This window comes from Actinomadura sp. WAC 06369 (assembly GCF_003947565.1).
In the GTDB taxonomy this organism is placed as follows: domain Bacteria; phylum Actinomycetota; class Actinomycetes; order Streptosporangiales; family Streptosporangiaceae; genus Spirillospora; species Spirillospora rifamycini.
The window spans coordinates 1-11,732 of the sequence record NZ_QHJN01000215.1; the positions used below are offsets into that span (position 1 = coordinate 1).

Annotated in this window: 14 protein-coding genes; 10 read left to right on the forward strand and 4 right to left on the reverse strand. The window is 75.2% G+C overall.

Features of this window, described 5'->3' with window-relative positions; genetic code table 11:
- Positions 1-30 precede the first annotated feature (30 nt).
- On the reverse strand, positions 31-738 hold the full coding sequence (locus tag DMH08_RS35415) for a serine/threonine-protein kinase (protein WP_125620489.1): 708 nt from the start codon (positions 736-738) through the stop codon (positions 31-33).
- A 286-nt stretch (positions 739-1,024) separates the two neighbouring features.
- Here DMH08_RS35415 and DMH08_RS35420 point away from each other — a divergent pair, with 286 nt between their 5' ends.
- Positions 1,025-2,053, forward strand: a complete 1,029-nt coding sequence (locus tag DMH08_RS35420) for a WD40 repeat domain-containing protein (protein ID WP_125620491.1) — start codon at positions 1,025-1,027, stop codon at positions 2,051-2,053.
- Positions 2,054-2,057: 4 nt separating this feature from the next.
- Here DMH08_RS35420 and DMH08_RS35425 read toward each other — a convergent pair whose 3' ends face one another.
- Entirely contained in the window at positions 2,058-2,597 is a 540-nt protein-coding gene (locus DMH08_RS35425; protein ID WP_125620493.1) for a TetR/AcrR family transcriptional regulator, read from the reverse strand.
- Positions 2,598-2,685: 88 nt separating this feature from the next.
- Between DMH08_RS35425 and DMH08_RS35430 the strand changes: the two genes are divergently transcribed.
- The gene (locus tag DMH08_RS35430; RefSeq protein WP_125620495.1) at positions 2,686-3,576 is read left to right on the forward strand and encodes a TIGR03564 family F420-dependent LLM class oxidoreductase; all 891 of its coding nucleotides are present in this window, start codon (positions 2,686-2,688) and stop codon (positions 3,574-3,576) included.
- A 30-nt stretch (positions 3,577-3,606) separates the two neighbouring features.
- Here the strand turns inward: DMH08_RS35430 and DMH08_RS35435 are convergent, their stop codons facing one another.
- Entirely contained in the window at positions 3,607-4,545 is a 939-nt protein-coding gene (locus DMH08_RS35435) for an esterase/lipase family protein (RefSeq protein WP_125620497.1), read from the reverse strand.
- A 234-nt stretch (positions 4,546-4,779) separates the two neighbouring features.
- Here DMH08_RS35435 and DMH08_RS35440 point away from each other — a divergent pair, with 234 nt between their 5' ends.
- Genes DMH08_RS35440 through DMH08_RS35450 form a run of 3 tightly spaced genes read left to right on the forward strand, consistent with a single transcriptional unit; the run spans position 4,780 to position 7,414 of the window.
- The gene (locus DMH08_RS35440; protein ID WP_125620499.1) at positions 4,780-5,613 is read left to right on the forward strand and encodes a CPBP family intramembrane glutamic endopeptidase; all 834 of its coding nucleotides are present in this window, start codon (positions 4,780-4,782) and stop codon (positions 5,611-5,613) included.
- Positions 5,613-6,758 (forward strand): sensor histidine kinase, encoded by a 1,146-nt coding sequence (locus DMH08_RS35445; protein ID WP_026403116.1) that lies wholly within the window; start codon positions 5,613-5,615, stop codon positions 6,756-6,758. Before DMH08_RS35440 ends, DMH08_RS35445 begins: the two co-directional genes overlap by 1 nt.
- Positions 6,755-7,414: a response regulator gene (locus DMH08_RS35450; RefSeq protein ID WP_026403115.1), complete on the forward strand. Its 660-nt coding sequence runs from the start codon at positions 6,755-6,757 to the stop codon at positions 7,412-7,414. Before DMH08_RS35445 ends, DMH08_RS35450 begins: the two co-directional genes overlap by 4 nt.
- 36 nt (positions 7,415-7,450) lie before the next feature.
- On the opposite strand, the gene DMH08_RS35455 is transcribed toward DMH08_RS35450, so the two are convergent.
- Positions 7,451-8,392 carry a helix-turn-helix transcriptional regulator gene (locus tag DMH08_RS35455; protein WP_125620501.1) on the reverse strand — a complete coding sequence of 314 codons (942 nt, stop codon included), beginning with the start codon at positions 8,390-8,392 and terminating at the stop codon, positions 7,451-7,453.
- 88 nt (positions 8,393-8,480) lie between these two features.
- Between DMH08_RS35455 and DMH08_RS35460 the strand changes: the two genes are divergently transcribed.
- The 5 genes from DMH08_RS35460 to DMH08_RS40555 all read left to right on the forward strand — a co-directional run.
- Entirely contained in the window at positions 8,481-8,906 is a 426-nt protein-coding gene (locus DMH08_RS35460; protein ID WP_026403106.1) for a VOC family protein, read from the forward strand.
- Positions 8,907-8,969: 63 nt separating this feature from the next.
- A complete protein-coding gene (locus DMH08_RS35465) occupies positions 8,970-10,055 on the forward strand; it encodes a winged helix DNA-binding domain-containing protein (RefSeq protein ID WP_125620503.1) in 1,086 nt (361 codons plus the stop codon).
- A 629-nt stretch (positions 10,056-10,684) separates the two neighbouring features.
- A complete protein-coding gene (locus DMH08_RS35470; RefSeq protein WP_125620504.1) occupies positions 10,685-10,948 on the forward strand; it encodes a MerR family transcriptional regulator in 264 nt (87 codons plus the stop codon).
- Positions 10,949-11,028: 80 nt separating this feature from the next.
- Positions 11,029-11,328 (forward strand): hypothetical protein, encoded by a 300-nt coding sequence (locus DMH08_RS40550; RefSeq protein ID WP_026403103.1) that lies wholly within the window; start codon positions 11,029-11,031, stop codon positions 11,326-11,328.
- 95 nt (positions 11,329-11,423) lie between these two features.
- A partial coding sequence (locus DMH08_RS40555; RefSeq protein ID WP_158642449.1) for an STAS domain-containing protein occupies positions 11,424-11,732 on the forward strand: 309 nt, incomplete at its 3' end.

Genomic DNA, 11,732 nt, shown 5'->3' on the forward strand with positions numbered 1-11,732 from the left:
AGGTCGACGACCTCCTCCGGGTGGACGTCGTCACGCATCGACCCCTCCCGCTGGGCGGCCCGGACGATCTCCCGGAGGAGGCCGTCGACCTCCCGCTGCAGGGCGTTCCGCTCGCCGGGCGGCGGCGAACGCGAGCACCCCGCCGAGCGAGAACACGTCGCTGGGCGGCCCGACGGCGCGGGAGTGGACCTGCTCGGGCGACATGAACGCGTACGTGCCGACCACCGCGCCCGTCGCGGTGAGGACGCTCGCGTCGGCCATGCGCGCGATGCCGAAGTCGATGATCCGCGCGCCGTCCGCGGCCATGATGACGTTGCCCGGCTTGAGGTCGCGGTGGACCAGCCCGCAGGCGTGGATCGCGGCCAGCCCCTCGGCGAGCTGGGCGGCGAGGGCGCGCACGCGGTCGGGCGGCAGCGGCCCGCCGTCCAGCACCAGCCGCCGCAGGGACGGGCCGGGGATGTACTCGGTGACCATCCACGGCGGGTCGTCGTGCGGCCCGGCGTCCACGACCTGCGCGGTGTGGAACCCGCCGACGCGCTGCGCCGCCGCGATCTCCCGGACGAAGCGGCGGCGCGCGTCCGCGGTGTCCGCCAGTTCGGGCCTGATCACCTTCACCACCACGTCCCGGCCGCCGGGCGAGGCCGCGAGGTACACCTCGCCCATGCCGCCCGCGCCGAGCCGCCCGCGGAGCCGGTAGGCGCCGACCCGCGGCGGGTCGTGCGGTCGCAGTGGGTCCATCGTCCCCCCGAGGAAGCTCCGACGGCGATCATGCTAGGGGTCCGGGCGGCGTCGTGGTACCGGCCCGCCCGGCGGCCGGCGCCCCCGCGGCCCGGACGAATCCGGCCGATCCGTGTGATTCGGCGCGCCTGTCCCGGGTAGGGCGACGGCCACACTCGGGACGGCGGACGATCGGGGGGCGCCGTGCGGCAGCGGTGGCGGAGGCGGGCGCGCTCGGCGCGCTGGCCCGCCGGGATGGCGATCGCGGGGTGGCGGTGGCTCCGCGGGCACGGCGCCCGCGCGCCGGATGCCGCGCCGCCGGTTCCTGCTGGCCGGGGCCGCGGGCGCGGCCGCCGTGGCCGTCCCGGCCGTCGTCCTGGCCACGCGCGACTCCGACGCGAGCGGGCGCTCCGGGAAGCCGGGCGGCACCGCGCGGCGGATCAGCGACCGGATCCTCACCGGGCACGGCGCCACGGTGTCCCAGGCGGCCTTCACGCCGGACGGCACGGCGCTCGCCACCGGCGGCGCGGACGGCCCGATCATCCTGTGGGACGTCGAGACCGGCGAACGGATCCGCACGCTGCGCGCCCACAGCTACCCGGTCGTCTCGATGGCCTTCACCCCGGACGGCGAAACCATGTTCAGCGCCGCGGAGGGGATCCAGGTCTGGGACGTCGCCGCGGGCCGGGCGCGCCGCGGCCTCCCCACCCAGGGGCGCAGCGAGCACCCGCGGGAGTTCTCCGCGATGGCGGGCACCCCGAACGGGCGGTACCTCGCCACGGACGCGCCCGGCGGCGGCGGCCCGATCCTGTGGGACGCCGCCACCGGACGGCTCGTCCGGAGGTTCGCCGGGGACGCGGACGCCTCGCTGGCCTTCACCCCGGACGGCCGCACTCTCGTCGGCGGCGGCCGGGGCGTGCGCCTGTGGGACGTCGCGAGCGGCGGGTTCCTCCGGGAGTTCCGCGGGGCCGGGGTGCCGACCCACTCGGTGGCCCTGAGCCGCGACGGCCGCGTCCTGGCCGCGAGCAGCGTCCTCGCGCCCGTCCGGCTCTGGGACCTTTCCACCGGCCGCACGCTCCGCGACCTCACCGGCCGGGGGAAGGTCACCGGCCCCCTCGCGTTCAGCCCGGACGGGCGGCTGCTGGCCGTCTCCTCCGTCCCCGACGCCGCCGACGCCGCCGAGATCACGCTCTGGGACGTCGCCACGGGGCGGGTGGACCGGATCCTCGAAGGGCACACGGGCGCCGTCAACGCGCTCGCCTTCCATCCCGGCGGGACCGCGCTGGCGAGCGCGAGCGACGACCGCACCGCCCGCCTGTGGAAGCTGACCGCCTGACCGCTCAGCGGCCGCCGTCCCTGCGCCGGAGGCCGTCCAGCACGACCCGGCAGAGGGCGTCGTCGGCACGCGCCCCGGGCCGGCAGACGGCGGTGCCGAGGAGGTCGACGACCTCCTCCGGGTGGACGTCGTCACGCATCGACCCCTCCCGCTGGGCGGCCCGGACGATCTCCCGGAGGAGGCCGTCGACCTCCCGCTGCAGGGCGTTCCGCTCGCCGGGCGGCGGCGTTCCGTCCTCGGCGAGCCCCTTGACGAGGGCGAACGGCTGCTCGGTGGAGTGGGCGACGACCTCGGCGAACACGTCCCAGCGCGGGACGTCCCGGGCGGCGAGCGCGCGGATGTCCGCGGCGTACCGGCGCAGCGCGGTGGCAGCGATCTCCTCGACGAGCGCCCGCCGGTCCGGGAAGTGCCGGTAGAGGGTGCCCACGCCGAGCCCCGCGCCGCGCGCGATGTCCTCCATGCCGACGCCGGGCCCGCGCTCGGCGAACAGTTCGAGGGCGCAGGCGACGATCCGCTCGCGGTTGCGGCGCGCGTCGGCTCGCATCGTCCTCCGTCCAGAGTCAACCGGAACCACGGATTCAGGTTACCCTGGCGGAACGGAACCGGAAATTCCGATTCAGGTTGGAGCGATCATGCGCATCGGACTGTTCACCATCGCCGGCGGCGCCCCCCTGGACGACCTCGTCGCCCAGGCCCGCCTCGCCCGCGACGCCGGGCTCGCCAGCGCGTTCTTCGGGCACGGCTCGTCCTTCGACGCCCTCACGACCGCGGCGCTCGCCGGGCGCGAGGTGCCCGGCATCGAGGTCGGCACGGCGATCGTCCCCACGTACCCGCGGCACCCCCTCGCGCTCGCGAGCCAGGCGCTCACCGCGCAGGCGATGGCGGGCGGCCGCCTCACCCTCGGCATCGGCCCGAGCCACCGGCCGATCATCGAGGACGGGCACGGCATCCCCTACGACCGTCCCGCGCGGCACACGCGCGAGTACCTGACCGCGCTGCGCCCGCTGCTGCGCGGCGAGGACCCCGCCCACCGCGGCGAGACGCTGACCGCGGTCGGCGCGGTGGACGCGCCCGGCACGACCCCGCCGCCGGTGCTCCTGTCCGCGCTCGGCCCGACGATGCTGCGCATCGCCGGGGAGCTCGCCGACGGCACCGTCACCACCTGGACGGGCGCCGCCGCGATCGCCGACCACGTCGTGCCGCGCATCACCGCCGCCGCCGAGGCGGCCGGACGTCCCGCGCCCCGCGTGCTCGCGGGCGTCCTCGTCGCCCTCACCACCGACCCGGACGCCGTCCGCCGCGAGATCGCCGACCGGTTCGCCGCCGCGGCCGACCTCGCCGCCTACCGGGCGGCCCTCGACCGCCAGGGGCTCGCGGGCGTGCACGAGACGGTCGTCGCGGGGGACGAGGCGGCCGTCGCCGCGGAGCTGCGCCGCTTCGCCGACGCGGGGGCCACCGACCTGCTGATCGCCCCGTTCGGCGACGCGGCGCGCGTCCTGGAGTTCGCCGCGTCCCTCGGCTGAGCGGGCGGCCCGGGCAGTCGGGGCGCCGGGTCAGGCGGGCGGGCCGTAGCCGGTGCACTCGGGCGCGAACGCCGGGTCGTCCGGGCCGAGCGCGTTGAGGACGATCTGCGCGACCGGGCCGTCGTACCAGAGCCCGGCGTGGCCCACCGGGTCGTCCGGGCACAGGTCCTGCAGCAGGATGTTGGTCGAGTCGCCGCCGTGCAGGAACGAGTTGGTGAGCGGGGTGACGGTCGTGTCGTGCGCGGTCGCCACCGTCACGTACCGGACGCCCGGGACGGTGTCGCCGTCGGCGAACAGCGCCTCCTGGAACTCCGAGCCCGCCTCCTGCTGGACGTGCGCGGGCGACCCGGCGAACCGCAGGAAGTCGTTGACCAGCCCGAGCACGCCCAACCGCCGCCCGAGGTCGACGAGGCCGTTCATGGTCGTGCCGTGGTTGGTCGGCCCGAGCGCGACGAGGGAGCGCACCTTCGCGGCGCCGCCCAGCCGCTTGATGTAGTAGTTCGGCATCATGCCGCCCTGGGAGCCGCCGACCACGTCGACCTCGGCGGCGCCGGTCGCGGCGAGCACCCGGTCGACGAACGCGCTCATCGTCCGCGCCGACTCCGCGATGTCGCCGAGCCCGTAGACGCGGCCCAGCGTCAGGTGCGTCCCGCCGTAGTTGAACCCGTAGACGCAGTGGCCGGCGTTCGCGAGGACCGGTGCGAGCGCCGCCGCCGCGGAGCCGAGGTTGGACGTCGTCCCGTGCACGATCACCACCGGGTTCGGGTGCTCGGGCGACGGTTCGCAGTCCCAGTCGTTCGCGCCGGCGACGGCGTCCGGGCTGAGGAAGAAGTTGCGCACCGCCGTCCCGATGTCGCCCACCGGGTACGCCTCGTCCTCCGCCGCCGCGGGCGGCGCCGCCGCCGTCCCCGCCGCGACCGTGATGCAGAGCGCCGCGAGCCCGTGCCGTACCCGTCGTCCCCACGTCATACAGACGACGCTATCTTTTAGAGTTTCGGCCCGCCACGCCGCCGGTGACAAGAACCCCGCGACGCCTTCGCGCCCGGCGACGGAAAACGCCGCGGAGACCGCCGCCCTCCCGGCTTGTCCCCCGTGCGAGCTACCCGCGAATGTCCACCGTGCGGGGAAGATGCGCGACCCCCCGGATCCCTAGCGTCGATCTTGCACGCGGCGCACCGGGCGCGGCATCTCGAAAGGGGCATCATGCGACTGCTGAAGCAGCTCGTGACCGTCGCGGCGGTCGCGTTCATCGGGGGCGCGGTCGCCGGCGCCGTCCAGGACGTCTGGTACCTCACCCTCATCGCCGGCCTCGCGACGGCCGCCCTCGCCGTCCCCGCCTACACCTGGATCGTGGGCCGCACCGAGCGCCGCGCCGTCACCGAGCTGGCCGCTCAGGGCGCCGCCTTCGCCACCGTCCGCGGCATGCTGATCGGCACCGCGATGTTCGCGGTGGTCATCGGGCACATCTACCTCCTCGGCGGCTACCACGTCGAGGGCTTCGGCTCCCTCACCGGCGCCGTCGGCATCCTCGGCTTCATGGCCGCCGCCGCCGTCACCGAAGAGCTGCTCTTCCGCGGCGTCCTGTTCCGGATCATCGAGGAGCGCATTGGCACCTACCTGGCGCTGGCCCTCACCGGAATCGTGTTCGGCCTCATGCACATGGCCAACCCGGACGCCAACCTGTGGGGCGCGCTCGCCATCGCCATCGAGGCCGGCGGCATGCTCGCCGCCGCCTACGCCGCCACCCGCAACCTGTGGGTGCCGATCGGCCTGCACTTCGCGTGGAACTTCGCCCAGGGCGGGATCTTCAGCACCCAGGTGTCCGGGAACGGCGACTCCGAGGGCCTGCTGGAGAGCTCGACGTCCGGTCCCGTCCTGCTCAGCGGCGGCGACTTCGGGCCGGAGGCGAGCGGGTACGCGGTCCTGGCGGGCGCCGTCCTCACCGTCGTCTTCATGTGGCTCGCCCACCGCCGCGGCCACGTGGTTCCGCGACGCGGGCGCGACCGGGCCGCCGCGACCGCTACGCTCGCCCAGTGATGATCACGCTCCGCAGGGCTCCCGACCTGTGGCACCGCCTGGACGTCACGGTACGGGACACCCCCCTCGCCCTCTTCCTGGCCGTCGGCTCCGCCGTCCCGATGTTCCAGGGCCAGGGGACGCAGCTCGGCGCCGTCCCGGACCGCCCCCTCGACGCCCTCGCGGCCGCCGCGATCGCCCTCCAGAGCCTCCCGCTCGTCGTGCGCCGCCGCTGGACGGCCGTCTGCCTCGCCCTGACGGCGATCGGCTTCGCCATCGACCAGCTCTCCGGCTACCACACCTTCGCGGGCACCGGCATGGCCGTCGCACTGCTCAGCGCCGGCGCCCACCTGGAGTGGCACCGCCGCACGACCGCCCTGCTGCTCACCGCCGCGTACGTGCCGCTCGCCGTCGCGCTCCACCGCCTCGCCCCGTCCGTGGGCGTCGCGGAGTTCGTGACCTTCTACATGGCGACGTGCTTCGCGTGGGGCGTCGGCGCCTGGCTGCGCTACATCCGCGCCGTCGAGGCCGAGCGCCGCCGCCACGTCGCCGCCGCCACCCGCGCCGCCGAACGCACCCGCATCGCCCGCGAGCTCCACGACGTCGTCACCCACCACGTCACCGCGATGGTCGTCCAGGCCGAGGCCGCCCGGTACCTGACCGCCGCCCCCGAGCGCCTCGACGAGACCCTCGGCTCCGTCACCGACACCGGCCGCCGCGCCATCTCCGACCTGCGGCACCTCCTCGACCTGCTCAACCCCGACCACGACGAGCCCGCGAAACCGGCCGTCGGCGAACTCCAGACCCTCGTCGAGCAGACCCGCCGCGCCGGGCAGCCCGTCGAGTTCACCGAGGAGGGCGCGGGAGGCGCCGGCAGCGCCGACTTCACCATCTACCGCGTCGTCCAGGAGTCCCTGACGAACGCCCTCAAGTACGCCCACGGCAACCCCACCGTGGTCAAGGTCAACTACGGAGAGAAGGAGATCACCGTGGAGGTCGGCACCCGCGGCCCGAGCACGGCGGCCGGGTCGCCCGGCGGGAGCGGACGGGGCCTCGCGGGGCTCCGCGAACGGGTCGACGGCCTCGGCGGCGAGTTCGCCGCGGGCCCGGGCCCCGACGGCGGCTTCGTCGTCCGCGCCCGCATCCCCGCCGCGAGCGCGCCGTGACCGCGCCCGTCCGGGTCCTGGTCTGCGACGACCAGGCGCTGATCCGCACCGGGTTCACCACGATCATCGACGCGCAGCCCGACCTGGAGGTCGTCGGCGAGTGCGGCGACGGCCGCGCCGCCGTCGACCTCGCCCGCGAACTGGACCCGGACATGGTCGTCATGGACGTCCGGATGCCCGTCCTCGACGGCATCGAGGCGACCCGCCTGCTCGCGGGCGCCGGCGTCCAGAACCCCGTCAAGGTCCTCGTCGTCACCACGTTCAACCTCGACGAGTACGTCTACGAGGCGCTGCGCGCGGGGGCGAGCGGGTTCCTGCTCAAGGACGCCCCGCCCGCCCAGCTCCTGCACGGCATCCGCACCGTCGCGACGGGCGCCGCGCTCCTCGCCCCCGAGGTGACCCGCCGCCTCGTCGGCCGCTACGCCGCCCGCATCCGCCCCGCCGGCGGCGGCGCGGACGACGTCCCGCTGACCCCCCGCGAACTCGAGGTCCTGCGCCTCATCGCCGACGGCCGCTCCAACAGCGAGATCGCCGCGACCCTCGTGATCAGCCAGGAGACCGTCAAGACGTACGTCTCCCGCATCCTCACGAAACTCGACCTCCGCGACCGCGTCCAGGCCGTCGTCTACGCCTACCGCCACGGCCTGGCCACCTGACCCACCCCGCGCCGCGGCGCGTGCGCGCGTGATGCGTCAGGGTGCGACGCCCGCGGCGTCCGCGTAGCGGCGGGCGAGGCGCGCGAAGGCGTCCCGCAGCTCCGCCGGGCCGACGACCTCGACGGCCGCGTCGAACCGCCCGACCGCCGCGGCCAGGCCCGTCCACGACCACGACCCGAGGACCAGGCGGCAGCGGTCCGGCCCGAGCGCCTCGACGACCCCGTCCGGGGCGAACGGGGACACCTCGCCGGCCGGCAGGTCCAGGACCACCTCGCCCCGGCACGGCCAGTCGTCCGCGCCGCCCCGGAACCGCTCGGTGACGAACGCGGCGACGTCGTCCGCGGGCAGCTCGCGCGGCGCGAAGCGGGGGCCGGTGGGGACGCGCGGGACGATCCGGTCCGCGCGGAAGGTGCGCCAGTCGTCCCGGTCGAGGTCCCAGGCGACGAGGTACCAGCGGCCGCCCCACGTCACCAGATGGTGCGGCTCCACCCGGCGCGTCGCGTCGCGGTAGCCGAACCGGAGCACCTCGCGCGCCCGGACGGCGGCGCCGACCGCCGCGAGCACCCCGCCGTCGACCCGCGGACGCCCCGGCGGCTCGACGGCCGTGACCCGCAGCGTGTCCACCCGGTACCGCAACCGGGCCGGCATCACCTGCCGGACGGTCGCCAGCGCGCGCGCCGCCGCCTCCTCGATCCCCGCGCCGCTCGTGACGGCCGTCTGCAGCGCGACGGCGAGGGCGACGGCCTGCTCGTCGTCGAACAGCAGCGGGGGCAGCTCCGCGCCCGCGTCCAGCCGGTACCCGCCGTCCGGCCCCTTGACCGCGACGACCGGGTACCCGAGCTCGCGCAGCCGGTCGACGTCCCGGCGCACCGTCCGCGGGCTGATGTCCAGCCGCTCCGCCAGCAGCGCCCCCGGCCAGTCCCGGCGCGTCTGCAGCAGCGAGAGGAGCGCCAGCAGCCGCGCCGAAGTTTTCTGCATGTCCGCCATTCTCCCGCAAGTAGCGGCCACACCCTGTCCGCTACCGCTGCCACTGTGGGACGCGAACCGAACGACCAAGGAGCCGAACATGCCGGTCAAGGCAGTGACCCACCTCAACTTCCGCGGCGACGCCCGCGCGGCGCTCACCTTCTACCAGTCCGTGTTCGGCGGCGACCTCGCCGTCGTCACGTACAAGGACACCGGGAACGTCCAGGACGAGGCCGACGCCGACAACGTCACGTGGGGCCAGGTGGACGCCGACAACGGCTTCCGGGTGATGGCCTACGACGTGCCGTCCGCCCAGCCGTGGAACCCGGGGGAGAACGCGTTCTTCGTCTCGGTCCGCGGCGACGACGCCGACGAGATCACCGCGTACTGGGACAAGCTCGCCGACGGCGCGACCGTCGTCCAGCCGCTCGGCCCGGCGCAGTGGGCGCCCCTCTACGGGATGCTCAAGGACCGCTTCGGCGTCACCTGGGTGCTCGACATCGTCAGCGAGTACGCCGCGTCCTGACCGAACCCCGCCCGCCGTCCACCGGACGGCGGGCGGACCGCCCCCGAGAACACGAGGCCGCAGATGACCGTCCTGGACGACCGGGCCCTCAACCGCGCGACGCTCGCCCGGCAGCTCCTCCTCGAACGCGCCGACCTGCCGGCGCCCGACGCGATCGCGCACCTCTGCGGCCTCCAGGCCCAGGAGCCGCAGGAACCGTTCACCGGCCTCTGGACCCGGCTGCGCGCGTTCGACCCGGCGGACCTCTCGACCGCCCTCACCGCCCGCGCCGCCGTCCGCATGCACCTCATGCGCCGGACCGTCCACCTCGTCACCGCCGCCGACGCCCTCGCCTGGCGCGCCCGGCACCACGCGATGCTGCGGCAGCGCGTCCTCGGCGTCTACCGCCGCGAGCTCGCCGACACCGACCTGGACGACCTCGCCGCCGCGGGCCGCGCGGTGCTGGCGGACGGACGCGCCCGCACGACGACCGAACTCGTGCAGGCCCTCGACCGTCCGGTGCCGTTCCGCCGCGCGATCGGCGAGATGCTGGTCGCCGCGCTCGTCCCGGTGGTGCAGGCGCCCCCGCGCGGGCTGTGGCGCACCAAGGCGGGCGTCCGCAACGTGAGCGTCGCGTCCTGGCTCGGCCGCGACATCGACCCGCTGCCGACCGACCCCGCGGACCCGGTCGGGCAGGCGCTCGTCCGCCGCTACCTCGCCGCGTTCGGACCCGCGTCCACGTCCGACCTCCGCGCCTGGTCCGGCCTCGCCGGGCTGCCCGCCGCCGTCAAGGCCGTCCGCGGCGAGCTCGTCGCCTTCCGGGACGGGCGGGGCCGCGAGCTGCTCGACCTCCCGGACGCCCCGCGCCCCGACCCGGACACCCCCGCCCCCGTCCGCTTCCTCCCGGCGTTCGACAACGCGATCCTCGGCTACCACGACCGCGGCCGCATCATCGACGACGCGCACCGCGGCATCTCGGTCGCCGGCGAGCGCGCCGTCCTCGTCGACGGCCGCGTCGCCGCCACCTGGGCCCTCGACGGGGACACCGTCACCGTGACCCCGCTGCGCCGCCTCCCCGCGCCCGACCGGACGGCCGTCCTCGAAGAAGGCGAGCACCTGGCGTCCTTCCTCACCGACGGCGACTCCCAGCGGGCCCGCCTGGCCGACTGACCAACGGCGATCTATGAAAACCTGTAGTGATCGAGGTAGATATTCGCGCCCGCGTCGGGTACGGTATGTGTCATCGAAGAGAGACAAGTCCAAGAGAAGCGGCAGAGGACGAACTGCCGGCAGGTTTGGATGGAACAGGCCGAGCGTGCCGGGGCCAGCGCAGTGGAAGGGGCTCCGGCACCCGGTCCGACCGGCGGCCACCGGGTCGCCGGAACAAGAGGAACACGCAGTACCGGAAGTGATGTCGAGGAAAGGAGGGTCCGGCGCCATCGGGATCGCCCGCAGCAGGCTCCAGTCACGCCGCTCGGGTACCGCAGTTCCACAGATTGGACGGTGGTCTACGGTCACGCATCCGCGATCCCTGCGCACCCGTCCCGGTCGGGACGGCTGACGCGGAAGACCCGCCCTTCGGGGCCGGGTAGATGGTGTTGTACCTCTGGGCCCCGGCGCCGCAATCGGCGCCGGGGCCCCCGTTGCGTTTCCCGTCCGGCAGTTCCCCGAGCAGTACGGAAGGTTTTGTGAGAGCACCCCGGCCGGCCCGGACCGGCGACCAGCACGCCCCGCACGGGGCCGACCCCGACGACGGGCTCGAAGACAAGCTCGACGACGACGACTACCCGGCCTACAGCATGGGCCGCGCCGCCGAGATGCTCGGCGTGACGCCGGCCTTCCTGCGCAGCCTGGACACCGCCAAGCTGTTCGTGCCGCAGCGGTCCGCCGGCGGCCACCGCCGCTACTCCCGCTACCAGCTCCGCCTGGCCCAGCGCGCCCGCGACCTGGTCGACCAGGGCACCCCGCTGGACGCGGCCTGCCGCATCATCATCCTCGAAGACCAGCTCGCCGAAGCCCAGCGCATCAACGCCCGGCTCCAGCGGGACCGCCGCCCCGAGTAGACCCGCCGCCCCCGGACGTCCCCAGGGGCGGCGTCGCCTATCTTGAAGGGGTAGGGCTTCCGACTCAGGAGACGATCACCATGGGCGGAGGGGCGCCCGAAGTATGGATCTCCGCGGCCGACGGCTGCGACATGGTCCGTGCCGACGCGATCGTGATGTTCCGGATGGACGGCACCGGCCGGCTGACCGCCCAGCTCCGCGACGAGGCGAAGGTCAGCGTGACCCTGCTGGAAGGCTCGTCCGGGAGCGGCCACCCGCCCCCCGACTTCCACCGCCGCCTGGCCCGGGCCGTCGCCGAACTCGCGGACTCGAGCGGCGCGCACCTCATCCGCGCGGAACACGAGGACGGCACCTGGAGCTGGACCGCCGAGGCCCTCTGACTTTGCCGCCCATTGCCCGCGCGAGGCGTAGCGTCGGTAGTGCCGCGGGGTCGAACCCCGCCCGTCCGCGACCAGCCCCGCGGCCGGAGGGCACCATGTCCACGACCCAAGGCCACATCGACATCCACCCGACGGTCGTCCTGTCCGTCGTGCGCGGACCCGAATACACCGTCGTCGCCCTGCAGGGCGATCTCGACCTGGAGACCGCGCCCGCCCTCCACGAGGAACTGCTGGCGCTCATGGACTCCGACCACAAGACCGTCGTCCTCGACCTGGCCCACCTGGGCTTCTGCGACGCCGCCGGCCTGTCCGCCCTGATCAGCGCCTCGCACCGCGCACTGGCCCGTGGCGTCTCGATGCGCCTCGCCGCCCCCCGCCCCCGGGTCGCCGGCGTCCTCGCCGCC

Coding starts and splice junctions, on each gene's coding strand:
- DMH08_RS35415 (WP_125620489.1), bottom strand. CDS start 738: ATGGACCCACTGCGACCGCACGACCCGCCGCGGGTCGGCGCCTACCGG.
- DMH08_RS35420 (WP_125620491.1), top strand. CDS start 1,025: ATGCCGCGCCGCCGGTTCCTGCTGGCCGGGGCCGCGGGCGCGGCCGCC.
- DMH08_RS35425 (WP_125620493.1), bottom strand. CDS start 2,597: ATGCGAGCCGACGCGCGCCGCAACCGCGAGCGGATCGTCGCCTGCGCC.
- DMH08_RS35430 (WP_125620495.1), top strand. CDS start 2,686: ATGCGCATCGGACTGTTCACCATCGCCGGCGGCGCCCCCCTGGACGAC.
- DMH08_RS35435 (WP_125620497.1), bottom strand. CDS start 4,545: ATGACGTGGGGACGACGGGTACGGCACGGGCTCGCGGCGCTCTGCATC.
- DMH08_RS35440 (WP_125620499.1), top strand. CDS start 4,780: ATGCGACTGCTGAAGCAGCTCGTGACCGTCGCGGCGGTCGCGTTCATC.
- DMH08_RS35445 (WP_026403116.1), top strand. CDS start 5,613: ATGATCACGCTCCGCAGGGCTCCCGACCTGTGGCACCGCCTGGACGTC.
- DMH08_RS35455 (WP_125620501.1), bottom strand. CDS start 8,392: ATGCAGAAAACTTCGGCGCGGCTGCTGGCGCTCCTCTCGCTGCTGCAG.
- DMH08_RS35460 (WP_026403106.1), top strand. CDS start 8,481: ATGCCGGTCAAGGCAGTGACCCACCTCAACTTCCGCGGCGACGCCCGC.
- DMH08_RS35465 (WP_125620503.1), top strand. CDS start 8,970: ATGACCGTCCTGGACGACCGGGCCCTCAACCGCGCGACGCTCGCCCGG.
- DMH08_RS35470 (WP_125620504.1), top strand. CDS start 10,685: ATGGGCCGCGCCGCCGAGATGCTCGGCGTGACGCCGGCCTTCCTGCGC.
- DMH08_RS40550 (WP_026403103.1), top strand. CDS start 11,029: ATGGGCGGAGGGGCGCCCGAAGTATGGATCTCCGCGGCCGACGGCTGC.